Genomic DNA, 24624 nt, shown 5'->3' with positions numbered 1-24624 from the left:
TGGCTGGGAATAGTTAGCATCATTTGTCAAAACTAAACCTAGTCGCTTAAGTCAAGATTTTATGAAAATTTCCCTTCTCGTTGGGTTGTTTGCTGGATGCTCGGTGTTGATGGCTAGCGTGCCATTAAAGGCTCACGAGCTATCGTCTCCCAAGGCATCAGTAGTCAGACTAGGAGACGGAGCAATCGATCGATCCAATCGCTTGTCTCTGTCTCCTAAACCGCCACAGGGCGATCGCGTTCTGGTTGAAACCAAAACGGTGACGTTCGTTCGTGGCAAAAAAGGGCAGGAGTACCCAGATTACAAAGAAGCGATCGTCAAGTATCCTCAAGTGACAGGGCTGACAAATCCGGCAGTATTGCGAAATGTGCAGTCAGCCGTCAGTCTTAAAAGCGTTTTGGGGCAGTCGATCGCAGAGCTACGGGCAGAGTTTTTGGCAAGCTGGTGGTTGAGCGAAATTGACTATACGGTGAACTACAACCAAAACTCGCTGCTGGATCTCACGTTTACCAGGAGCGGTAGTGGTGCCTATCCCAGTTCTTCTAACAAGCATCGGTTGGTCAACCTGAAGACGGGCAAAGTGGTAAAAGCGGCAGATGTGTTCAAGCGGGAATCACTGAGCACGATCGCGGCGATGGTTAATAAAGCGATGCAGGCTGAAGTAAAACAGGCGATCGCAAACGGCGACAAGGAGGGTGCCGATCTGCGGGAGCAGCTCAAGAATCAACGCTTTCAAACCAAGCATCTCGATAGTTTTACGATCAGCGACAAAGGAATTACGTTTCTCTACGACTTCGGCTTTCCCCATGTCATTCTGGCGCTGCAACCCTCTGGCAAATACTTTCTCAGCCATAACCAGTTAAGGGCACACATTAAGCCAGATGGTGCGCTGAACGTGTTTCTACCCAACACTACCGCTGGTAAACGTTAGGATTTGACTGCCTGACACATCTCTTTGCTGAGCAGTCAAAACCATCGCTACAGAAGCACTAGCGCAGCCATATAGCAAAAGGATGAGGAATGAAGGGTGAATAGAAGCCCTTGCTCAAAGGACATTTTAAGGATTGAGTCTGTCCTAACGTTCTCTTCGACTGCCATACCCAAAAAGCTTAAACTGCCTACGCGGATGCTCCAACCTTGATGCCTGCTAGCCTACGTAGGCAGCTTATGTAATGTCAGGCGCGAACGATCCCCACCCCTTCACCTCTGCCCTTCTTCACCCCCTCACCCCTTCCCTTCCTCAGACCTTCACCCCAACGGTCCAGCCAGAATTGTTTTCGCAATTCCGTCGATCGTCTCTGTGCCATCGTCATACTTCAGTTCTTCGTACCACTTTTGGGTTTTTGCGGGATCTTTGCCATGGATCATATCGGCACGTTTGCGGGCACGAGTGATGATATCAGCAACGCGCTCTTTGCGATCGGCTTCATAGTGCTGGAGGGCATCAGCGACGCTAAGGGTTGTAGTTTTCAGACAATTTGTCAACACAAACGCATCTTCGATCGCCTGACTGCCACCCTGCCCTAGATCAGGAGCAGCACCATGTGCCGAGTCTCCTAGTAGTGCGACGCGACCACGCACCAGAGTTTCTAGCGGTTCAATATCATGAATCAGCACGCGATTGGTTTTGTCTGGCTCCAGACGTTGAATCAACGTTTGCACCGGGGTCGCCCAGCCAGCAAAAGAGTGTTCCAGTTCAGCACGAAGCTCACCGGACTCCTGAGCCTTCTCCTTCGACATAGGCACATCGAAGAAGAAGTAAAAGCGATCTTCCGCGATCGGCATCAACGAGGCGCGTTTGTGTTCACCCACATAGATGACCCAGCTTGTAGGAGGAGCCAGTTCATCCGTTGCAGGCACCAGCCCATTCCAGTTGACGTAACCCACGTAGCGACGATCGAGCGGTTGCCCCAACACGTAGGGGCGCAGGAGCGAGTGCGTGCCATCGGCTGCAACCAGCACATCGCCTGTTGTAGTGCTGCCGTCCTCAAAGCGAGCAGTCACGCTAGTCACATCCTGTTCGACACCAACACACTTCATGCCCAGACGCACATTCTCGGCCCCAAAGGCTTGCAGCAGCATCTGTTGCAGATCAGTCCGCGCCACCGGGTACGGACGCTGACCCACCCGTTCAATTAAAGGGAGCAGGCTAAAATCATTGAGTTTTTCGCCGGTGTGGCTGTAGTACGCCATGCGATCCATTTGTCCGCCAATGCTAGCAATCGCCTGACTTAAACCCAGTTGATTTAGCACCTTCACCCCGTTTGACCAGAGCGAAATGGCAGCACCTGCGGGACGTAACTCACGGACACGATCGTAAAGCTCAACGGTGTAGCCCGCCTGCTGCAAGGCGATGCCTGTGGTCAAGCCACCCATCCCAGCACCAATCACAATCACTTTCAGATTATCCATGCTGCATTCCTCGTCTCATCCTTACCAGCACCGCATAGCTGCTTTAAAGGATCTGAATTGTTTGATACAAAAGCAGCCCATTGGAGAAAGTTTTTGCTTTCTGGCTCACTTAAATCTAGGAATTAAGAGATTAACTTCTTTATCGCACTCACGTTCTAAAAGTTGGATGTAATGTGCTGCTCTTACTTTTAATGATGATAGGAGTGCTTCACCTACCTGTTTAGAGGAGTCTGTGGTTGGCTTAGAAGCTGAAGCTGAACCTAGACGAGCAGTAATTGGTGGCGCTTGCAGATCGTCATCCTGAAAGAGGATTTTTAGCATCTGAGTCGCCATTTTGATATTAGTCACTGGCGATCGCAGTTCGTGTGAAACCGTGCTTAAGAAGTTATCTTTAAGTTGCTCAAGCTTTGCTTGTGTTTCGCTCGATGCTTTTGCACTTTTAATCATTATAATTCTCGACTGGATGTGTGGAGCTTGTCAGCGCTCCTGGCACATGAGTTTTTGTTGCTCGTTTAGCTCTTAACTTAGTTTCTATAGGGCTGTAAGCAAAGAGCTTCGTTTTTCTGGTACGCACTAGATGCCGCATCATGCAGACTAACTCATCTAGATCAATTGGCTTCAACAAAAAGCCCTCAAAACCAGTGTTGAGAATTTGGGCAAGGCCATCCGTAATCAAGGTCGTAATGGCGATCGCTGGAATGTACTGACCGCCCTTTCGTTCCATGTCATGCAATTTTGTGACCAGGGTCTCAATGCTTTCGCCTAAAAAGCGCATCTCGCAAAGCAAAATCTGAGGTGAGAGCCAATCAAAGACAGTTAACGCTTCCTTGATAGAGTCGCAGCTAACGACATTTGCGCCACAGCCTTTGAGCAAAGCATGGTAAAGCACTCTGCTGTCTTGATCGTTATCAACCACTAGCACCTGCACGCTTTTAAGTAGCTCAATTCGAGAAGATCGGGGATGGGTAAGAAGCATATTAGGACCTCCAGATAGGCGTTACACCCGTGATGGAAAAGTAGAAAACCCAATCGGCTCAAGAGAGTAAACTGATCGGGTTAGCCAACAGTTAAGGAGAAGCTTTCTGCTTGAACTTAGATGAGAAGCTCAATCTCTACACATTGGCAGATGACCGTTTGATCTCCTGAGCGAATTAGATCGGTTGAGTGAGTACGACACAAAATGTAACAAGGCTTAGGACTGACTTCAAAATGTCCTAGCTTCTGGTGTACGTCTGCTCTAAAGCTTTGTAAGAAGCGCCTCTATAGCTCTCATTCTGAAACCGGAAAATGGACATATGGCAGCCGAAGAGAACGTTAGGAAGACCTAAACCTTGAAAATTCCTTTAAGCAAGGGCTTCGATTTATCCCTTAACCCTCATCCTTTTGCTAGCAGGAGGGTTGAATTAAGCACCAGTGAGAGACTAGGCTTCGATTGCGCTCAACCCGCGTATATGTAGGGCTGAGTGCCCTTCGGCTTGAGCGCTTAGGTCGAAAACTCACGTCGAATGTCTCAATGCAGCTTACAAATAATTATGCTCAACTACTTATCCGATTGAAATGGTGTTAGGTACAGCGCCAATCTATAGCTGAGTGGGTGCCAAAACGATAGTGGTGCTTAGTGAGGCAGAATCTACAAGCAGAGGAGGGTTTCTAACACCATTCTTTGAAGCTAGAGTCAGGGAGAAAGCAAGTTTCTGGATCTAAACTTGGAGGTACTGATCTTTGCCTAAAGAAAGACAATTCTTGATCAGATTTATAGAGCCCCAAGCTTTGATGCTATTTTTTCTAGTCTCGTTCAAACCAATGTCGTTTTATAAAATTGGCATTTCTTCCTGGCAATAGCTACAGCGCCAATAAAGCCCACCTGAGCGCACATGACGTAGTAAGACTGCTGAACAAAGCAAGCAATGATGCCGATATGGGGTTGAGCGTTTGGCTACTGTGTCAGAAAATAACTGATGACTACGATCGAGCCTTAAATGCGTTGAGAATGAACTTGACGCAGACATGAATGTATTCACTGTAGATGACGTTTAATTTGACAACGGTATCGCTTTCTTACAAAAGCTTTTTGTAACCCGGTTTCATTTCCTGTCTTAAGCCATTACCTTAATTTTCAATAAAAGACAACGTTTATGTAAGACAGATTTGCTGTCTGCACATTGTTCTAAATCGACGGTTGTTTAGCTTCTATTTCAAGCGTAACAACCAGAGGTTAGAAATCGCGTATACCGACTGTTTGAATAAAGTTGAGATTGTATAAGTTAAGCTAAAAATTTGAACTTTAGCAAAAAGAATCGCAAGCTAACTTCTATTCCCACTCTCTCTTCTCAAGTTCTTTCTGCGGCAATAATAATGTTGCTTCAATTTCTTGTCGCACTGCGGCTGTTACCTCAGAATTGCTGCGTAAACAATCCAGTAGGAGTTGATTAGCATCGTAATAATGTTGCAGCGTTTGCTGTTGCTCAGGGCTGAACCGCCATTGGTGGTGGATGTTGCGATAGTCTGCGATCGTACTTCTCAATTGTTCTACCCAGGCGGTGTAGTGCGTCTTCCACCAGAGTTGCCAGTGATGCTGATTTTGAGTGGCATTGGGTAATTGATCTTTAAGTTGTTGCAGTGATTTTTGAAAGCCTGCATCTAGCACAATCACCAGAAGGTTGTTGAGCGCATCGCTACAGGCATAAGCATGAGCAAAAGACTGGCTTTGCTCGATCGCACAATTGAGCAGCAGGTCATCCAGTGCCGCATCCAGAAACATCCCTTGATCAAGGGTGCTGGCTAAAACAAATTGAGACGCAACATGAGGTGTCCGAGCAAGCGCTAGGTAAAAGGCTCGTCCCGTCGCGACCTTCGGTGGGGATGGAACAAGCTGCGCTTTTTGGCTTGCCCAGGTCAAAAACTCCTGTAGGTAAGGGTCTTTCGCAACCAACGCATCAATCTGTTGCTTCATCAACTGCATAAGAGAGTCGGCACTCCGCAGCATTGCCGTAGTCAACAAGAAGATTTCGCGCCAGTGTGGATCGGTGAGGTGACTGACCAACCCACTCAGGGCTTGTTCAAATGCCTCCAAGTTATAGCTGGCAACGATGTTGCGCGCCGTAAAGTATTCTTGAAACGCCAGATAGGAGAAGGAAAACACCCCGCGTGCCCGTTCTACCAAGAGACCATGCTGTGCTTCGATCGCCCTTAGCGCTGCTTCGCTCTCAACTTGCAGGGCTTCTGGCTCAGGGGGAACCGCTGCCAAACTCCGTATGTAGTCTCCAATGTATTGTTCCAGCACGCGCTGCTCAAAGAAGTATTGACCCCGCTCAAACGATGCCGCTGCAATCTGGCTCAACAGCTTGAGCTTTTGGGGCAATAAGAAAGTCTCGATACACATCATCGCGCTCAATGCCTCTGGCTTCATCCCATTTGCCCAAAAGCAGGTCTAGTCCTTGCTTATAAAACTCTGTGCGCTTGGTCGGAAATTTTGCTTGACCATGAAACACCCAGCAAGCAAGGTGCAAAAACAGGGGAGTAACAATCAGTTGGCGAAACTGCCAGTTTTCCGGCAAGTCCAGCTTTTGTACAAATTGATCGGACTCTGCCTGCCCTGCCTGAGCAGTGGTCTTGGTGAAGGCAACAAACCATTTTTGGGCAAACGCAGTGATTTGTCCCTGGCTGAAGGGGGCAATTTCAACATCGGTAAAGCCCCGCAGCCTGAGCTTTTGCGCTGCCGTGCGACAGGTTGCTACAAATTGATTGCTGTGATATTTGTCCGCAAAGCGACGCATTTCGCGTAGGACGGCAGTGCTCTCTTGATTCAGCACTTCATCCATACCATCCAGCAAGAGCATGACCCTGCCTGCTTGCAACAGCGTTTCGATCGCAGTTGGGTCGGTCAAACCAGCGGTGAAAAATTCTTGACGGATGTAGGTTAAAAGGCTGAATTCGCCGCTGCTTCTAGACTCGTCCGCAAAGTTTTTCAGCGCGATGAAGATGGGCACCCGGTCTGCGGCAAACGTGCCGTTATTGCACTGGATAGCGAGATGCTGTAGAAACGTGGTTTTACCAACGCCTGGTTTGCCCAACACTCGGAGCTTAGAATACGTTTCAACTACCTGTATACCCGGTACTTGCTTTTGGTCTACCGTGCCGAGCCCAAAGCGATCGAACGCTTCGGGTCCCAAGTTTTTCAGGTCTTCGATCGCCACCGATTGCTGGCTCGCAATTTCCTCCAAGATATTGACATCAATATAAATGTCATCAATGCTGACGGGACGACTGATATCTAAGAGCTGCAAGATGCCGCCCTGGTCTTGAATTTTAGCGGATCGGTGCGATCGCACCTTTTGTACAAGCGCCTCTAGATCAACGCCCGCAGACTGACTATTCCCAGACGTTTCTGGAAAGTCTGCGGGTGGATTCATGGCAATCTCGCGCCAAGCCAACCCCAGCACAGAGCAGATTTCGAGAAAAACATGGCGTTCGACAGACTGACCGGAGAAAAAGCGCCAGATCGGTTGGCGTGTCTTTAAGTTCACCTCGCCAGCGAGATTCTCTTGCGTCCAGCCTTTCAAAGCAAAGGCTCGTTTTGCTTCCTGAATGCCTAGCTCTGATGCCTGGAGCGATCGTTTAACCATAAAATAAATTTAATCAATAAAAATTCATATCAATGCCTTCATACTAAGACCCCTGTACGGTGTGGAACATAGGAATGGCGGAAGATATACATCAGCCAAGCGATCTAGTTAAAGCTTGAGCGAAAGACAAAGAATTCAACCAGCGGATTCACCTGCACGTTCTCAAGACTGCAATGTAATTGAGGCTATAAATGATGCCTAGAATGACTTTCAGCTTCTACAGGCTTGGCGTGTTGTCGCCTTACCAGACGTGAAGCCACCTGGAATAATTTTCTAAATTTTTGCAACGAATTCAACCATTACGGCTCATTTCAAACACCTTAAAGGCGTTGAGTCGAGCGACAACTCTAAAAAGGGCAGAGAGTATGAAATCGGGTTTGAGTAGTCGTTCAGCATATGGTGACGGACAAACTAGTTAAAGCGGCTAGAAGGAAGACTAAAACTCCTGTTCTCTCGTTCTGTACCGCTGTACCAGATTATGGAGAGGCTCGTTGAAAACAAACAACCTTTTGTCCCTAACTAAACGATCCAGGTGGTTAGAGGTTGGCTAAATGTTTGTAAGGATAGTGGGTGGATGTGCGGTTCTTGCACGATCGCGTTGCGTTCTGCTGGCGTGTTGTAGCCCCAGTCAGCCAGAAAAAGTTTTACATCGTTCAGATCTGGCTGCTGACGCACTGCATGAAGGGTTTGCAGCCGATCTTCGACGAACCAAACTGTTGCATCACTCCCATGCTCTGCTATCAGCGATCGCAGCGTTTCGGGTTTTGGTCGCTTTACCTCTTTGCCGAAAATTTGCAGCTTTGTGAAATCAACGTCGTGCTGTTGCAGCAGTTGTTGGATAAAGCGTCCCTCTTTAGTACTGACGATTACCACTGCCGTCGTACCAGTCAGCCACGTCTGTAATTGCGGAATGATGCCGGGGTAGAACTCTTGCTCAGCTAGCCAGCTACGCACGTCAGTAGAGATCCAGCGATCGCGCACCCCATCTACTTCAGCCGCAAGTTGCGTTGGTGCGATGCCTTCTTTGTCAGCCAAGGACGGAGCGATCGCAGTCCAATGGAGCAGAATCTCAGCTTCCGGAGTGCCCAGCAAGAGCGATCGCAGCAGTAACGGCATTTCCCAGCCTGTTTCCACCACTGGACGAGTGCGGTAAAAGCGTTCAGCCAAGCCCTCTGGCGGTGTTGTGTTTTCAGGTTGCCAGAGGTTGCAATACGCACGCCACGCTGTCTGAAAGTATTCCTTCATCCCGTTACAAAGCACACCATCAAAGTCGAGCGCAAGTACAGTGGGGGCGTTAACAGACATCATGAGTGGAAGACAACAACATCCGTTACAGTACCGCACCTGCTTTCATCACGGTGCAACCTCAGTCACACAGAGGCAAGCCGCACACTGCATAAGTTTGCCAAAGACAGAATTAACTAGGGTTTAGCAACGGTGTGACTGGCTATGGCTGTCGCTTTTTGGGGTTGGTATGTACTGGAGTGCGGCTTCAAGCTAACCGCCAACATAGCAGCAAGTAGTGTCATTAAAAAGAGGAGCAGCAGGGGCTTTAGCGATCGCCGGGTGAACCGAGCTGGGTGAAGGCTGTCTTTTGGAAACATATTTTGCTCTTGCAGGCTGATGAGTCGCTTTCGGCTCTGCTCTGGCTCTGAAGCGTCGTCCGATCGATCGTGCAACTCCAAATTAGCCACCGTTTCTGCCTGCTGTTGGCGAATGAAACTGACTAAATAATCATGTACAAGCTGGTAGCGATTCGCAGGGTTTTCGGGCACCAGAAACAGTAGACCAGAGCCAACCAGCACATCCAGCACCAGATCCAGCTTGTTGATTTCAGCGGTTAAACCCAAATCGACCAGATCAGTTTCCAGGTCTTCACGACTTTTGAGCGGACGAGTACCGTTTTCGTTTGTCAGCAGAAAAAGGACATTACGCGCAGCAACCTCATTCTCGGTGCCACAGTCTTCCACCACATTGTCGAGCGATCGCGCCACCAGCTTTGCCTTGGGTCCTTTCTGCCGATAGTCTGCCAGAGTCGTGATGCCTTCAGCTTGCAGTTGAGCACCCACCGCTTGCAGTTCGATCGCTCGTACCGCCCCGTCTTCTCCTGCCAGGTCATGCACCAACGCTTCTACCAGCGCCTCATCCAGGTAAAACTGAGCGCGGTTAGTCAGGCTTTTGATAATCGATCGCGCATCTTCTGGGGAAAAGTCGTTCAGAGCGTAGCGCACATCTTTCCCAAGAATATCGGTGATGCTATCCAGGTTGATGCCGTCTCGGCTGGCATAGCGGTGAAACTCCAGCAGATGGTGAAGATAGTCTTCCCGCAAGGTCAGCACAACTTTTACAAAGTCAAGATGCAGGCAATCACGCAGAAACTCGTAAAACGGACGACGCTGCTGCACGGTTTCATGGACGAAGAAGAATTCTTCAAACTGGTCAAAAATGAGGACGGGAAGACGGTTGAGGCTAGTGGCTTGGCGAAGTTGGGCGATGAGGGAGGGGAGGGGGGATGAGGGATGAGGGAGGGCTTGAGTTGTGTTGTCTTCCGTCTCTTGCCTTCTGCCGTCTGCTTCTTGCCATCTCAGCGCGATCGCTAGTTTCGCTTCTAACGTTGCTTGCCAGTCGGTGTAGACATCTAGCAGGATGGGCAGCGCGAGACGATCGCCGATCGCTCGTTCTTTGAGCGCAGGCACCAGCCCCGCATTGACGATCGAGCTTTTGCCCACACCAGAGGGACCGTGAATCACCGTAAGTTTGAAGTCGTTGCGTCCCATGCGGGCAACCAGGCGATCGACATCTTGTTGACGACCAGAGGCTTTAATCTCTAGTGCCAGGGGACTTTCGGGTAGGGGTTGCCCAGGTAGCAGGGCTGGCAGGGGTTGCTGGGGTTCTAAGCGCAGCGCTCCAACAAAGGCACGAAACCCGTACTGATGCTCCAGCGATCGTCGCGTTTGCTTCGTGTAAAACGCTTCCAGGTAGCGCCCTTGCTGAAAGTAAAGCTCCCGTAGATGTCGCAGGATGTTGATATAAAGCTGGGGATCATCCAGTGGGTAAGTCTGGTTCTGCGCTGCTTCTAGATGGTCGATCGCAGCTTCTATCTGCCCCAGGTTCGCTGCAGCTCTACCCAACAGCAGCAGATACCAGCCCTGATGATACCGTCGTGCCATCTCCAGGCTGAATTCAAGATGAGGATTGGGTGGCGGATCTGCCACTTGCTCGATCGTGGCAGCAGTGGTCGCCAGAATTTGAAGTGCGGTTTCTGCCTGCTGCTTTGCCTCCGCCCAATCAGACCGTGCAAGCGCCACTTCTGCCAGAAAGCCATGATCACGAGCCTGCCGCACCGGATCGGCATAGAGCTTGTGCAACACGAGTGCCTTCTTTGCCATCATCTCCAGTTCGTGCCACTGTTGCAGCTTTTGCAGCGTTTCGGCTTGCGGGATGATGAACCGTGCCACAAGATCCTGACGGTTGGCTTGCTCAAACACTTCCAGACCGCGCCGAAAATAGTTGCGTGCTTGCTGGCAGGCATTGGCATAGGCGGTGCGCTGTTGCATTGCCTGCGATCGCCACCACAGCCCCAGGTAAACCAATACGCACGCCGATCGTTCTCTAGCAGAAGGCAGCAAAACAAAGGACTCTGACAACTTTTGCGCTTGCTGCCGCTTGCTTTCCTCCCGCCAAAACTTCAAGCTGTGTTCGTAACAGAGGCGTGCCGTTTCTAGTTCTCCTTGCGCGTGAGCATCCTGCCCCAGCAAAAAGTCGAGACTAGCCTGAAGTGCAGGATCAAAGGTTTGACCACTGGTCAGCACGCGGTCAAGGGCAAATTCTAGCTCTGTACGTCGGAGTGAATTCGTACCCCACGTACCAGTATTGCCCGGTTGCAGCAGCGCCCAGTTGGGTAAAAACTGCTCATCACCCGCATCCAAAATGGACGCAAAGAGGCGATCAGTATGCTGTCGCAAGCCTTCCACCACATCCTCTGCTGCCACATCAAACGAGATGACCGTATTGCCTGCCCAACTTTTGAGATCAGGTGCCAGTCGATCGAGCTTTGCCAGGATGCGATCGTTGATCCATAGCACCAGCGGAAACGGAAACTTTTTGCGCAACTCCTCGCGCACCAGATTAGTCGCTAACAACACCTGATCGATCGCCGTGACCGACTCCAATCCATAAACCATCAGAGCGTTCGGCGGCTGGCAGCGTGGGGACGGCTCGCCGGAAGCCAGGAGTTGCGCGTCAGGCGTTGTGTTAACGTTGGCAGCACTTTGCACTTCTAAACTTTGAGCAAACTCTTCTTGCGCCCCTGTCTCCGCAGCCGCCCCACACGTCTGCCCGTCATCCTTCATCTCCGTCCGAATGCTCGTATAAAGCGTCTTTGCCGATTCGGGCAGAGTGTATTCACGGACGGGAAACGGACAGTTTTTGTTAAACTGTTGCATCAAGTGATCGCGCAGTTTGGTGTAGTTGCAGCGCACTAAAATCAGCGCAAACTGATGCCGCGATAGCGTAATAGCGCGAATGAGGGTATCCAGCGATCGATCATTCTCCACATAGGCTTCTGGTCGCGGTCGCGGAGTCGTGCTCATAGCCTAAAGCCCTATTGTTGTACGTTACGTCCTGGCACGTGGAAGAAGACGGCAAAAGGCAGAAGCTTGAGAAGCAGAAGCCGAAAATCGAACAGTGACAACGAAATTTACTGTATCCTCTACCCCTTCACTTCTCCACCGTCTCACCAATCTGCCGCTCTCTTCACCTTCCCACCCCTTCACTCCTTCAACTCTTCACCCCTTTACTCTTCACCGTCCCACCGCGCTGCCTCTCTCTTCACGCTCTCACACCTCTCCCCTCTGCCCACGTTTGATACTTCTTCGTCTCTGTCAGCATCGGATTAATGCCAAACCAGCCGCCTTGTTGATCCTGGTACTCAAACATAAACATGCTGCGGAGCAGCGTTTGATACTCCACTTCGCCACGTGCGCTCTGTTGTTCCACCACCTGGAGAATGAGCGCCCATTCTTGATCATCAATCGTCCTAACCAGCGCGTCACGCTGTCCGCGAATGACGTGTTCTACTGCATCGCGCGAAAAGGGTGGATCGCCCCGCTGGACGCAGTTACGCAACAAACCTAGCAGATTCCTGACGTGACCGCCGCTGATGAGACAGAGGCGATCGAGCGTTTCAACGCAATCGAACATTTCGGGAATACGGGCAAGACGTTGTGCGGCATCAAGCCCAGGAAACGCTCGTGCCAGCACCATTTGCCGCAGCAGCGCAATACCATCCTCAGCATGAGTACCGTCGCGTCGCTGTACTGGCACCATCGGCAAAATTTTGGGCGACACGCCACCGCCAAACCACTGCTTCAAAATTTCGACTTCATTAGAAAACACAAGCGCCAGTGGAATGGTGTAGACCACATGACAGTTGAGCTTAGAAAGTTGCTCACCTCGATCGACAAACAAATATTCTGGCTGCGTCCGTCCGGAGGGGAGTTGCCTCGCGTCAACGCGATCAAGATTGTCAATAATTACAACCAAGCCCTGCTTGCCACGCTGCTTGAGTTGCAGATTGGCTTGCCCCAGCAGTTCTTCATTTAGCGACTGCAAAATGCCATTGGTGCGTGGCTCCATGTACTGCCGAAGTTGATTGCGTAAGCGCGGGCTATCTTTGGTTCTGGCAGTAATTTTGCTAATACCAACCGAAAAATCGACCTGCGAAATTTCGATCGGCGTTTGCAAGATGTCACCAATTTCAGCAAACAAGTTGGCAAAATACTTTGGCTTGAGCCGGATTTGATCCGCTTCTAGTTTTTCACTGACTTGATGAGCGATCGCAATCAAAATATCGGTGACATCCACATCCGACATATCTAAATCTTCGGTGGAGACAAAGTAAATAACGTAGAAGCCTTGTTGTTCTAGCTCAGTTTTGAGCCGCAATAATTCCGTCGATTTACCGCAGCCGATGTGTCCTGTAAAAAGCTGGCAGGTGCCTTCATCAGCAAGTAGGGCGATCGTTCGCTTTAGCTCCTGAATAATGTTGCTGCCACGTACGGGTGCAAAATCGATGTAGTAACTCCGGTCTTGTGGATTGCTAATCGACAGCGCTCGACTCGGATCACAGGCTTTGAGAAATTGAGACGCATTAATAGTCATGAATCGTTATTGAGCGCGATCGAGCTTATCTAAAATTTCTGGATCTTGAGTAGCATCAAACTTTCTAGCAAAGAGTTTTGATGATGTCGTCATAGTCTCAAAATCAGCGACACCTAACACAATTGGATTTGCAGCAGCAGGCAACCATTTTATATGCCAGTAGTTATCATTAATGATCGTGTGTTTTAAGGGTGAATTAAGAAGGATTGTTTGAAAAAACATTTCATCAGGAGCGAACGAAAAGTGGAAGAAGTTAATAAAGTTATGGTTGTGATGCAAAAATTTATCAATATACTCTATACATTCTCTTGATAAGCACCAATAAGCTGAACCACCAAACGGTTCAAGACCAGACGGAAAGCGTCGTTTGATGGAAAGATCGCTTTGTCGCTTTGGCACCATAAACTTTTTAGAAAAGAACCGTATGTGCCACTTTTCAATACGCCATCGCCATGATGAGGGCAGTGGAAAATGTTCCATTAAAGAAAAGCCTTGCTGTGCGTTTAAGAACATTTCAATAGCACTATTGGCTTTGAGCGGGTAACACTGACCAGTTAACAGAACGGTATAGTCAAAGACGGTTTTGCTGTTTAAGAGTGCTTTGATGCCCTCAATAGTAGCGTTAACATGGCCCAGTTCTCCCCAGTAACAATTGTGCCGTTTAAGCAAGTAAACGTCAGGTAAATTACCAATTTCATTCACAATGGCATGGTAAATGCTTGGCGCTGCCTTGCGATCAATGTGTATAAAAAAGCTTGTGTTTTCAGTCTTAAGTTTATGGACTAGCCGCACCAACTGATCAGGATACTGATGTACCAGCACGATGTAAGCAATTCGCATACTTGCATAAGTGAAAGTAGGTTAATCCAAAAAATTAGCGATCGAGCCAACGCTGAATGTTGTTAGATGCCAGTATATCTTTACTTCCAAAGGTAGTCGGAACTCTGGTCTTTTAAGTATTTATCCAATCGTAAGCCCCTTCGCTTGGGTCATGGTCTTACCTTTCAAACACCCTGTCAGAGCGGCTGTTTTTCGTTACACCTCAAGACCTTGACTTACAGATCAGTCACCTAACACCTCATACCTTACTTCTTCATGCGATGGCGATACCACGTCGAACCTGCGACCAACACACTCGTTAGACCCAATGCGCCCATGAGCGGCAGCACATCCCTAGTTTGCACGGCTCTTACACCATAGCTACCCAAGAGTACAAACGGTAAGACACTTGGGACAGTACCCAGAGCCGTACCCAGCAGATAATCTTTGAAGCTTACAGCGGTTAGCCCAGCCGCAAAATTGACTAAACCGTATGGCATGACAGGCACGAGACGAATCGCAAACATATAGAACAGCCCGCCGTGGCGCACTTCAGCATCCATTGCCTGCCAGCGCCCAGCCAGTCGTCGAGCAACGATTTCTCGCCCAACCGTTCGCGTAAAGGTAAACGGCACGATCGCGGCTAGCAATGCCCCAAGGCTTGTCCAGACCAAACCCCATCCAGCACCAAACATGGCTCCACCGACAATGTTAAGTGGGGTAGACGGCAACACCACAATCGTCATTACAATGTATGCCAGCACATAGCAAAGCGGTGCCCAGTTACCTGCCTGTTGCAACCAATTTTGAAGCTGTCCGGGGTAAATGCCACCACTGCGATACACCGCTACACCCGCGATCGCAAGGCCCACGCCTACCAGTAGAAACACTACAATTCTGGAACTAATTCTCTTCACCGATTAGTCAAAACTCCAGTGGAAAAGTAGAAAGAGGACGCGATCATATCAAGCTTTGGGCGATCGCTTTCTCGGTCGTTTCCATACTTGGCGTTCAGCTTTTTCGCGTTCGTAAGCGATGAGCTTGCCGTAGTATTCGTGCTTGCTCAGGTTCATCGACAGGTAGACGTGCTTGCGAATATTGCCGAAACCTTTACGAGCAAAGAATTTCAGCGCTGGCGTATTTTCTGGGTCGGTGTCTACCATCATGAACCGTGCGCCATCATCAATCATGCGTTCAACTAGTCGATCGACCAGTTTGTCAGCAACGCCTCGCCGATGGAAAGCAGGACTCACACCCAGCCAGATGATATAGCCATACGTCCAGGATGCCTTGTTGATAATCGTGCCGAGAATGAAGCCCGCTAGTTGCTCTTGCACTTCGGCAACCAGACAATACTCTGGATCGGTGTTGTACAGCCCAATCACTTCCCACTGATCCCAGGTGCGGTAGATGTAAGGGTACAGGTCGCTAGTGAAGAGGTTTTCGCCCAGATGAAACACAGGCGCGAGGTCATCAATTTCCATCTCGCGAATGTCGATCGCTAATTGTGATTCGTCGGGAGATCTATCAATGTCGGTCATGGTCGAAGGAGTTGTTGATTGCTAGTTGTTAGTTTTTGGTTGTTAGTTGTCCTTGAAGTCCTGACTGCTGAATTCTGCCCATTCATAAAACAACTTCCTGGATATCGGCAAGATTGGGTAACGAGAAAGCATTTTCTTGATCGATCGGCTGCTGTGATTGCTCCTTTTCATCTCGAAACGTCACCCGATCGCACCGGATGGCAAAGCTACAGCGATCGCATTCCTTTGAGGCTAAGGGCACTTGCGGAAAGGGTTCACCCTGCTGATAGCGTTCTAGCCAACCCGTCAGTCGGCTCAACAAGTGGGTGAGATCCTTGCGGGTTTGCTCATGCTGCATCGTATCGTAGGCAACGCTGAACCGTCGGGCTTCTGGAGTTTGTTCATTAGAGGACTCAAAAAACCAGTAGATCATGGCAATGCGATCGGGGTCATAATCGCTCGTTTCAGCCAGCACAAAGGGATAGAGCCGTGTTTGCCAGTTTTGCAGCAGCCAGCGCGGATTTTGCGGACGGGGATAGGTCTTCCAGTCTAGAATTTGCGCCTGCTGACCGTTAGCTAATAACAAGTCATACACCACCGTCAACAAGTAGCCTTCAAAGGCTAGTGTGCGCGAGTGTTCGCTTTGCCCCCAGGCTGGACGATCGCCTCCCAGTGTCAGAATTTTAGGAGCCACCGCCATAAACGCACTAAACCAGGTTTGCAGTTGGGGATCTTCCTGCACCAGCGACTCTACGGGCAAACCCAACAACCACTGCTGCATTAACAAGTGGAACCGTGTGCCCTGATTCTGCCGCTCCTGTTGGTCTGGTTCACTTGGCGCTGCCAACTGCTCCAAATCTGTATGTTGAAATTTTCGCGGGCAGGCAGCCAAACGGTTCAACTGCGATTGAGACAGCCGGATCGGAAAGGTTAAAGGATAAGGGCTAAAGGATACAGCGTTTTCGTTGGCTAATAGTCCGACTGTCTTATCTACTTGATCATTCTTATCTGCTTGATCGTTCATATCGCTTTCCTGTCCAAATGCTTGTGCAATGGAGCAGCAGTCATAAAGGAACTTTGAACAGCACTTTGAGCCATACTGCCCAATTCCTTAGCATTCCGTCCTCTGCTGCTTCTCCTCCTTCATCCCTTATCCTTTCCCTCCTCCCATCACTTCTTCGCCAGCACAAATACGCTGCCTTCATTGCCACGACCAATCCGCAGGTCTTCATCGAGATAGGTGATGTCTAGCCAGCCTTGTCGATCGCTATTGCCAATGTTGAAGTCGATCGCGGCAAATTTTCTGCCTGCTTCAATGTCTTGAATGAAGCGATCGGGCGCTTGGTAGCCGATCAGCCGCGTAAGTCCAATGATGGCGCGTTCAAATTTCACATCTACGCGCCGCTCTGACGCAGGGCTGAAGCGAGCCGCCACACTTACCAGTCCATCCAGGTACGGTAGCCCACTAATTTCGGCAATGTTGTAGATCGTTGCGGTTGCAGGTCGAATGCACTGATAGATCTGCCCAAGTTTAGCTAGCGGGACGCGATCAATGCCCAAAAGCTCTTGGCTGGTGGTGTACAGCAAGCGCCAATTTCCCTCTAGCAACGCGGTTGCTTCAAGCGGTTTCGGTGTAGGGTTGTATCCTTCTAGCTGAGCGATCGCGACTGCAATAGCATTCTTGTCGCTGTCGGTGGCAAGTAGCCCACGATTTGTACCGGCGATCGCTTCTAGTAAGGATGCTTTACCAATCATTTCTGCCAACCTATATATGCAACAACTGGACGAGAATCTAATTTAATTTTGCTACGGATCAGCAGAGACAGCCCGTGGAAAGAGAAAAGAGGGCAAAAAAGGTCAGGTGCCGTATCATGCAGCCATGACGCTTCCGCCACAAGCCAAACTTGCCTTTAAGCAGCAAAAACTCTTGCAATTCTTTTCTATGGTGATACACTCTGGTTGTTTATTCATAAAGTCGAATAATGTTGTGCTAATTCTGGCTAAGATTTGAAAAGAATTGATTGCACGACTGAAACAAACTACAAGGCACTCTATGACATACAATCCCTCTCTTCGTGAAGAACCTCGTAGCCAACGAGCAGCAGTCATCCCCCTAAAGCAAGAATCTTCAATCCTGGATTGGCTGGAAAGCACTGGTCGCTTGCTGGCACGCGATGTTCAGGAAGTCAGTTACCGCGAGGCAGATGGCGAAGAACTCAACGATCTGATGGCAGGGGAAGATAATAGTTTTGACATTGACGACGACGATGATGAATTGGAACTAGAGGACTAAATGACCTGGTTTGTTGAAAGCCTAGTTGTTTTTCCGAATCTTGACAGGAAACGCGTGTTGACAGTGTGTGTGGAGTGAAGTGAGAGTTTCGTGGACGCTAAGTTATTTTCAACTCAAACGTTAAATCTTTCCGGGACACGGCTATTTGTACTGTTAACGATGGGGCTAGGTGCCTTTGCCCTCATCGCAGATGAAATAGCAGGACGAGCCTTGACTCAAGTGTTTTCTTTAACACTACCGTTCTGGTTTTGTGCCCTAGCAGTGGCAGGTCTTGGTTTCTGGGCAGTGCCGTTGCTGCGAGCGCTCAAAGCAGGTCAGGTCATTCGCGAAGATGGTCCCAAATCGCATCTGAAGAAAGCTGGCACCCCAACCATGGGTGGCATTTTCTTTCTGCCGATCGCGCTTCTGGTAGCACTGATCTGGTCTGGTTTTGCTCCGTCAGTCGTAGCGGTTTCTGCCTTGACTCTTGCCTATGGCGCGATCGGCTGGATTGACGATTGGCAGATTATTCGAGGCTGTTCTAACAAAGGCATTACGCCTCGGATGAAGCTTTTGTTACAAGTTGGTGTTGGGGCTGTCTTCTGTCTCTGGCTCGCTTTGACGCAGCCCGCAACTATTACAACCATAGCGCTCCCCTTTGGTCTTGTGCTGCCTCTGGGGGCGACTTTTTGGCTACTAGCCGTCTTTGTGTTAGCGGCAGAAAGCAATGCCACCAATTTAACCGATGGAGTTGATGGGTTAGCGGGTGGCACGGTGGCGATCGCGCTCTTAGGTTTGGGTGCGCTTGTTGCACCAATAGCGCCAGAGCTAATGTTATTCTGTGCGGCTCTAAGCGGTAGCTGTTTGGGCTTTTTACTGCACAACCGCAATCCAGCACGTGTTTTTATGGGCAACACAGGCTCAACAGCCTTGGGGGGTGCTCTTGCTGGTGTTGCGCTAATGACAAATAGTTTGTTTGCGTTGCTCATCCTCAGTGGTCTGTTTTTAATTGAGACGCTTTCGGTGATGCTCCAGGTTGGTTACTACAAGGCAACCAAGGGTTCGGATGGCATCGGTAAGCGCTTCTTTAAGATGTCGCCCTATCACAATCACCTGGAGCTTTCAGGCTGGTCCGAGACACGCATTGTAGCTGCCTTTTACGTTATTGCTGGGCTGTTGTCTTTTGTAACGTTGGCAGTTTGTTAAGCATTCGCTGATTAACCGCTAATTAAGAGAGCGATCGTTTGATGTCTTTTGCAACTAGGGCACAGAGTCTTGCTCTTCGTGCCCTGAGCAGCCGCCGTAAAAGAAATTACTTTGCGCTGGTGTGATGCAGGCGAGATCTGTTATTATGATGTTCCATCACCTGGAGAGGTGGCTGAGTGGTCGAAAGCGGCAGATTGCTAATCTGTTGTACGAATCGTAAGACCGTACCGAGGGTTCGAATCCCTCCCTCTCCGTTCTCATAGCCCATCGTTGTCTAGCTTGTTCTGTTTACATAACGGCTGGGAACACGTTGTCGGTAGTGGTAAACGATATCAGTAGGGTTAAGGCAGCCGCCTCTGAAAGCTGTCTGAGTTATATAGCAACAGGATAAGGGATGAATCGAAGCCCTTGCTCAAAGCAAGTTTCAAGGTTTAGGTCTGTTCTAACATTCTCTTCGGCTGCTATGAAACTCAACGAAGCTAGAGCGGAATGCTGTACCGCTACGCTTGCTTGTAGCTTCTAGGGATTTCGTCGGTAGCTAACGGTTTAAGTCTCCATCCGAGCGTAGTAAAAGCCACCCGCGATCGCAGCTACATACAGCAGCGAACCTAAGAAGAAGGCAATGCCACCCACCAGTTGATCTTGAGTCAGCAGATGTAAGTCGAGCAGCAGAAAGTGCCAGTCATGCAACACACCTTCACCACCCAACAGCGGCAGTGAGCGCACCTGCGCGTCTTTGATGTAGATGGATACATCCCAAAGGTTTTGTGCCGTCCAGCAGAGGGCGATCGCACTTGCATACATCTGGCGTGTCACCACAAAATAACCTGCAATGACCGCTGGCACCATGACCTGCATCAGCGAGCCGCCTAGAATGTGTAGAAAGCGCCCAAAGATAGCCAGGATGGTGTGCCCAGCTTCGTGAAAAATCAAATTTACGCCGTGCAGAAACATCATGATGCGATCGGAACCTTCCAGGAAACCGTCTACCGTGTAATTGGAAGCTCCAAAGAAGCCATAGAGCGCTAGAAGACTGACGAAGACTGCTTTAAGTGGGTCAAACGTTGCCAAAAACGTCAGGACATCGTTCACCGTAAGGGTAAAAGGTTTTTGACAACGCGAGCGGTGCGCTGCATAGGGCGATCGTCTCAGCGGTCTAGCAACAACTGGTACTGGTGCCTCAAGCTGAAGTTCATGCACCCAGGCTGGTTCACTAGCTCCAGTCTGGGTGCCGTTGATGACAACGGTTGTAATTACATCCTGTCTAAGACTTACTAGCTCTCGCTCAATCAGCGTCGTAGCAATCTGCTGGTTAGGAATGCTTACCCCTTCCAGGCCAACGTGCAGACGATCAGCATCAAACGCTACGGTAGCAGCAATCTGCTTATGGGCAACGGCATAACTGATGAGTTGGGCAAGGGCAGCGCGATCGCCCTGCTTGGCAAGCCGCTTGGTAGTTGAAAGGCGATCGGGCTGTATCATCGAGTTTGCGCCTCCTGGCACCATACCTCTACCCGCATTATTCCCTCCTACCGCCGGAACTACACGCCCGTTACCATAAAATAAACTGCCGTCGTTAATACAATGACGACACCAAGCTTGAGAAGTTCAGAGCGTTGCTTGGCAGTATTGGAAGACTTAGCCAGCGATACGATCGGTTGCTGAACGGTCGTTTGATTGGGTCGTGTATTGGTATCAGGAACAGTTGTGGGAGGCAGTGGATGCTCCAGCGCTGGTTCTGTCGCCCCGCTTGCTAGAGTGTGGAGCGGCTTTTGTGGCAGCAGAGATTGCTCCAGGGAAAAGGCTGCGATCCACAGCGGGAATGTATCGCCAACCATCCAGCCGTAAGCAACGACCTGATTGATCGCTTTTGGCTGAAGACGCAGTAAACCTCGCCGGATAAACGCAACGCAGTTAGCCTGATGCAATGGCATCTGTCCCTTTAACATGACCTGAAGGCAACTGCCGTCTAGTATGGCTTTTACCCAAATATCTTGAGCTTGCAAGGCATCATTCATCAGCACTGCAATAGCCATAGCGTCTCCTTGCTTCGCGCGTTGTAGCAGGCTCAGTGGAGCATTCATACAGCAACCAAACGTAGGAAAACGACCGCCCCATTAGCCATGAACGATCGTTTCCACAATTATAGTACATCTGTACGAATCGGCGGCGAAAACTTTCAAGGGGCAGGCGTTTTCACTTGAACCAGTCCGCCTCTTGCTTAAGGCTGCTTAAAGGCTTCGCTGCCTTCAACGCTTTCACTGAGGGCTTAGTATGCTTGCTCCAGCGTTACACTTCGCTCAGTACGGGCGATCGCACACAGTTGTAAAAGTTGGTTAGGGTGCGATCGCCACCTTCACCACTTTTCGCTGCTTCATCGCCTCAAACACCTGACCTAACTGCGCCAGTGGTTGCTGCTCGGTAATCAGATGCTCAAAGGGCAACGCACGGCTTGCCAGTAGTTTCAGCGCGGCTCGAACATAGGTTGGGGTGTTATGAAAGACACCTTTGACCGTTAACTCGCTGTAGTGGAGGCGTTCTGTATCCACTGTAATACTGGTGTCACGAGGACAGCCACCGAATAAATTAACAGTCGCTCCCGGTCGTGCGCAGGCGATCGCCATCTCCCAAACGGATGGTACGCCCGTTGCCTCAATCACAACATCGGCTCCCCACCCCTCTGTTAATTCCTTCACCAGTGCTGGCACATTTTCTACTTGACGGTAGTTAAACGTTTTGACCGCACCCAGCGTTTTGCCAAGCTGTAGCCGCTGGTCACTGCCACCAAAGAGAATGACCTCAGCAAATGGCTGACCGCTAACTGTTGATGGCTGGTTGCACCATTCACCTTGACCGGATGCCAGCGCTGCCACAAACATGAGACCGATCGCACCGTCACCCAAAACCACAATGCGATCGCCCGGCTTCACGTTTGATCGCGCTGCCCCATGTAGCACGCACGCCAGCGGTTCGGTCATAGACGCTAAAGCATCAGGCAAGGCATCTGGAATGGGCAACAGGTTATGCTGCACGATCGCCGCTGGAATTTTAAGGTATTCAGCAAACGTGCCATTGTTGAACAATAAGTTCTGACAGAGAGAATACTCAACCTTTTTGCAGAAAAAGCAAGTCATGCAGGGAGCCGAGTTGTTAGCAACCACGCGATCGCCAACCTTCCAGTGCGTTACACCGTGACCGATCGCCACAATCTCACCCGCTGCCTCATGACCAAATAGTGTCGGCGGCTTCAGCATCCGAGCATGACCACCCCGACGCCAGACCTTCAAGTCAGTCCCACAAGTTGTCGCTGATCCTACTCGGATAACGACTTCTCCTGCCGCTGGAGTTGGGTCTTCAACTGTTTCTAATCGGAGATCTTCTTGACCGTACAATAATGCTGCTAGCAACGCTTTTCTACTCTATTGATCCAACCACCACTTATATTACTGGTTTACCTAGCCATAACCAGACTGACTATCAGAGAGCCGTATAGAGATAGAGATTGGATTGAGAACGTGATTTGTAGCATTGCCATGGGCACACTTATGAATAATCTCTACAGAAAGCATTAGAAGCTATGAAAATTAAACAGTGTTTAGGTGCAGGGTTAGGATTAGCGATCGTCTTGAGTTTTGCATCTGTGGCAGAGGCGCGAGGGACAGGCGCGGGCACTGGCTATACACCAGCCAAAGATGGCACCTACTGTTCCACCAAACTGCGTGCTCAAGATGCCAAAGCACAGATTAATCTGCGGGAAGGACCTGGCACTACTTTCAAAGCGCGCCACTATGGAATTTCAGGAGACCGGGTTGACTTCTTAAGTCAAAATGGTGATCCCAAGCAATGGATGAGTCGCAAAGACAAAAGTGGGAAGGTTTGGTATCAGGTGGGCTTTCCTACAAGTCGTGCGTATGGCTGGGTACGTGCAGATTTTGTCCAACTTCCTCCTGTAGAATGCCGGGACTAAAGCCTTTCTAATCAAGTTGAAGCCAGTTAATGAATCCTTTACGGTTCAAGGGAACTTGCATACGGCAGACACTAAGAGGCTTGCAGGGAATTAATGATCACAGTTCCACGCTATGCTATTTGCCCCTGCTGAAAGGTTTCAGCATTCTAAGACGATTTGAAATTGCAAATCCGTAGTCAAAATGTTTTTTAGCTAAGCCTGACATAATACGGGAAAGGTTGAACCTAATCGAACCCTATCTGAGTCAGTTTGCTATTCGGCTCTAAATGCAACAAGCGCTCCCTCCTAGGAGGAAGCGCTTCTTGTGTAATCAATCCTCCAGAAATCTAGCTGTCTTGAGACTGACCGTTGATGCTAGACACGGAAAGGGCAACTGGAGCCGCTTCACCCGCAGACAAATCCATAAGAACACAGAAGGGCACGTGGTCTACTGCTCAACATTAGGGTGGCAAGAGCCCAACAAACCTCTGAATAGCTCTCAAATATGACTGTGCTCCAGGCTGGTAAAGCCTAACGTGTTCGGCGCCAGTAATGAAAAAGAGCTGTTTGGGCATAGGAGCGACATCATACAGACGTTGGCTCATCTCAGGCGGCACGACAGAATCAGCAGTTCCATGCAGAAACAAAACAGGAATATGCAGCGATCGCAGTTTGGAAAGTGAATCAAAGCGCTCCGTCAGCAGCCAAGGTACAGGAAAAAACCGCGAGAAGCCCCGATGCTGGGACACATCAGCCATTGATGTGAAGGAGCTTTGCATGATTAATCCGTTCGCTTCAGGATGCTTCACAGCCAAGTCTAGTGCGATCGCACCTCCCAACGATTCCCCATATAGCAAAATTTGTTCAGGCGGTATATGACGGCTTTCGTGGAGATAAGACCAGGCAGCCTCACTATCTTCATAAACTTGGCGTTCGTGAGGGAATGATCCCTTACTCTGACCATACCCCCGGTAATCAAACACAAAGACAGAAAAACCAAGCTGATGGAAAGCAGCAACTCTCGCAAGGTAGTTATAGTCGCCCATGTTGCGACCTACTCCACAGAAATACAGCATGACTTTTGGCACGGTCAATACGTTCGCAGGCTCATCAGGGATTACTGCATAGCGCTCTTGTATAGAAGGTGAGGGTATCCACCAACCATGTAGTTGATCATGCGTTCCTGCGATCGGCGTCCACACATCCTCATAGGGCAAGTTAAACGCCGCTGCATTAGGCAGCATCGTAAGCTCAGGCTTGGGACGATAGAGCAAGTAGCGTTGCCCAAAGAAGAGTAAAAGACAGGCTAACGTGTAAGCGATCGCAACTGCACTAATCAAGAGCAACACTTGTTTCCGCCTGTAAAAGCGCATATTTCTGCTGCTAATCATCGCGATCGTCCTGGCATTCAACCACTTTGAATTACACTGTACTCCTCCAATGCAAAGAGCGCTTCCTCACGTGAGGAAGCGCTCTTTGCTTAATCAGGCAATCAACTGCATCAGTGGAACAGTCTCAGGACTAACCGTTGATGGCAGGAGCCGAGAGAGCAACCGGAGCCGCTTCACCCGCAGCCAAGTCCAACGGGAAGTTGTGCGCATTCCGCTCGTGCATCACTTCCATCCCCAGGTTCGCCCGGTTCAAGATGTCCGCCCAAGTACC

At 49.7% G+C, this 24624-nt stretch carries 19 protein-coding genes, 1 tRNA gene and 2 pseudogenes; 5 read left to right on the top strand and 17 right to left on the bottom strand.

Annotation, left to right across the window (positions count from 1 at the left end; translation table 11 throughout):
* Positions 1-61: 61 nt before the first annotated feature.
* Positions 62-931 carry a DUF3298 and DUF4163 domain-containing protein gene (locus tag H6F76_RS23505; protein ID WP_190511935.1) on the top strand — a complete coding sequence of 290 codons (870 nt, stop codon included), beginning with the start codon at positions 62-64 and terminating at the stop codon, positions 929-931.
* Between the two features lie 317 nt (positions 932-1248).
* Here H6F76_RS23505 and hpxO read toward each other — a convergent pair whose 3' ends face one another.
* The 12 genes and pseudogenes from hpxO to H6F76_RS23445 all read right to left on the bottom strand — a co-directional run bounded on the left by hpxO (position 1249) and on the right by H6F76_RS23445 (position 17293).
* Positions 1249-2412: an FAD-dependent urate hydroxylase HpxO gene (hpxO, locus tag H6F76_RS23500; protein ID WP_190511933.1), complete on the bottom strand. Its 1164-nt coding sequence runs from the start codon at positions 2410-2412 to the stop codon at positions 1249-1251.
* 105 nt (positions 2413-2517) lie between these two features.
* Positions 2518-2859: a histidine kinase dimerization/phospho-acceptor domain-containing protein gene (locus H6F76_RS23495; RefSeq protein ID WP_190511931.1), complete on the bottom strand. Its 342-nt coding sequence runs from the start codon at positions 2857-2859 to the stop codon at positions 2518-2520.
* Positions 2852-3388, bottom strand: a complete 537-nt coding sequence (locus tag H6F76_RS23490; protein WP_190511929.1) for a response regulator — start codon at positions 3386-3388, stop codon at positions 2852-2854. Before H6F76_RS23490 ends, H6F76_RS23495 begins: the two co-directional genes overlap by 8 nt.
* 1335 nt (positions 3389-4723) lie before the next feature.
* A pseudogene (locus tag H6F76_RS31610) lies at positions 4724-7037 on the bottom strand (NACHT domain-containing NTPase).
* Positions 7038-7556: 519 nt separating this feature from the next.
* The gene (locus H6F76_RS23480; protein ID WP_242036816.1) at positions 7557-8345 is read right to left on the bottom strand and encodes an HAD family hydrolase; all 789 of its coding nucleotides are present in this window, start codon (positions 8343-8345) and stop codon (positions 7557-7559) included.
* Between the two features lie 113 nt (positions 8346-8458).
* The gene (locus H6F76_RS23475; protein WP_190511927.1) at positions 8459-11629 is read right to left on the bottom strand and encodes an ATP-binding protein; all 3171 of its coding nucleotides are present in this window, start codon (positions 11627-11629) and stop codon (positions 8459-8461) included.
* Positions 11630-11867: 238 nt separating this feature from the next.
* On the bottom strand, positions 11868-13199 hold the full coding sequence (locus tag H6F76_RS23470) for a P-loop NTPase fold protein (protein WP_190511925.1): 1332 nt from the start codon (positions 13197-13199) through the stop codon (positions 11868-11870).
* Positions 13200-13205: 6 nt separating this feature from the next.
* On the bottom strand, positions 13206-14039 hold the full coding sequence (locus tag H6F76_RS23465) for a beta-1,6-N-acetylglucosaminyltransferase (RefSeq protein ID WP_190511923.1): 834 nt from the start codon (positions 14037-14039) through the stop codon (positions 13206-13208).
* A 245-nt stretch (positions 14040-14284) separates the two neighbouring features.
* On the bottom strand, positions 14285-14908 hold the full coding sequence (locus H6F76_RS23460; protein ID WP_347276101.1) for a TVP38/TMEM64 family protein: 624 nt from the start codon (positions 14906-14908) through the stop codon (positions 14285-14287).
* 75 nt (positions 14909-14983) lie between these two features.
* Complete coding sequence (locus H6F76_RS23455; RefSeq protein ID WP_190511921.1) at positions 14984-15559, bottom strand: GNAT family N-acetyltransferase; 576 nt, start codon at positions 15557-15559, stop codon at positions 14984-14986.
* Between the two features lie 82 nt (positions 15560-15641).
* Complete coding sequence (locus H6F76_RS23450; protein WP_190511920.1) at positions 15642-16562, bottom strand: PD-(D/E)XK nuclease family protein; 921 nt, start codon at positions 16560-16562, stop codon at positions 15642-15644.
* Positions 16563-16708: 146 nt separating this feature from the next.
* A complete protein-coding gene (locus tag H6F76_RS23445; RefSeq protein ID WP_190512305.1) occupies positions 16709-17293 on the bottom strand; it encodes a PAP/fibrillin family protein in 585 nt (194 codons plus the stop codon).
* A 298-nt stretch (positions 17294-17591) separates the two neighbouring features.
* Between H6F76_RS23445 and H6F76_RS23440 the strand changes: the two genes are divergently transcribed.
* From H6F76_RS23440 to H6F76_RS23430, 3 genes are all read left to right on the top strand, one after another.
* The gene (locus tag H6F76_RS23440) at positions 17592-17831 is read left to right on the top strand and encodes a DUF3134 domain-containing protein (RefSeq protein ID WP_190454316.1); all 240 of its coding nucleotides are present in this window, start codon (positions 17592-17594) and stop codon (positions 17829-17831) included.
* A 90-nt stretch (positions 17832-17921) separates the two neighbouring features.
* Complete coding sequence (gene mraY, locus H6F76_RS23435; protein ID WP_190511918.1) at positions 17922-19016, top strand: phospho-N-acetylmuramoyl-pentapeptide-transferase; 1095 nt, start codon at positions 17922-17924, stop codon at positions 19014-19016.
* A gap of 162 nt (positions 19017-19178) precedes the next feature.
* Positions 19179-19270 (top strand) — tRNA-Ser (locus H6F76_RS23430).
* A gap of 292 nt (positions 19271-19562) precedes the next feature.
* Here H6F76_RS23430 and H6F76_RS23425 read toward each other — a convergent pair.
* The 3 genes from H6F76_RS23425 to H6F76_RS23415 form a co-directional block, all read right to left on the bottom strand.
* On the bottom strand, positions 19563-20522 hold the full coding sequence (locus H6F76_RS23425) for a hypothetical protein (RefSeq protein WP_190511916.1): 960 nt from the start codon (positions 20520-20522) through the stop codon (positions 19563-19565).
* A 35-nt stretch (positions 20523-20557) separates the two neighbouring features.
* A complete protein-coding gene (locus H6F76_RS23420; protein WP_190511914.1) occupies positions 20558-21052 on the bottom strand; it encodes a hypothetical protein in 495 nt (164 codons plus the stop codon).
* A 300-nt stretch (positions 21053-21352) separates the two neighbouring features.
* Complete coding sequence (locus H6F76_RS23415; protein WP_190511912.1) at positions 21353-22423, bottom strand: alcohol dehydrogenase catalytic domain-containing protein; 1071 nt, start codon at positions 22421-22423, stop codon at positions 21353-21355.
* 170 nt (positions 22424-22593) lie between these two features.
* On the opposite strand from H6F76_RS23415, the gene H6F76_RS23410 reads away from it, so the two are divergent.
* Complete coding sequence (locus tag H6F76_RS23410; protein WP_190511910.1) at positions 22594-22983, top strand: SH3 domain-containing protein; 390 nt, start codon at positions 22594-22596, stop codon at positions 22981-22983.
* 440 nt (positions 22984-23423) lie between these two features.
* Here H6F76_RS23410 and H6F76_RS23405 read toward each other — a convergent pair whose 3' ends face one another.
* Both H6F76_RS23405 and H6F76_RS23400 read right to left on the bottom strand, forming a co-directional pair.
* Positions 23424-24353 carry an alpha/beta fold hydrolase gene (locus H6F76_RS23405; protein ID WP_190511908.1) on the bottom strand — a complete coding sequence of 310 codons (930 nt, stop codon included), beginning with the start codon at positions 24351-24353 and terminating at the stop codon, positions 23424-23426.
* A 130-nt stretch (positions 24354-24483) separates the two neighbouring features.
* Positions 24484-24624 (bottom strand): annotated as a pseudogene (locus tag H6F76_RS23400) (photosystem II q(b) protein); the annotation flags it as partial.

This window comes from Leptolyngbya sp. FACHB-321 (assembly GCF_014695975.1).
Classification (GTDB): Bacteria; Cyanobacteriota; Cyanobacteriia; order Leptolyngbyales; family Leptolyngbyaceae; genus Stenomitos.
This window is presented reverse-complemented; position numbering and strand designations above follow the sequence as displayed.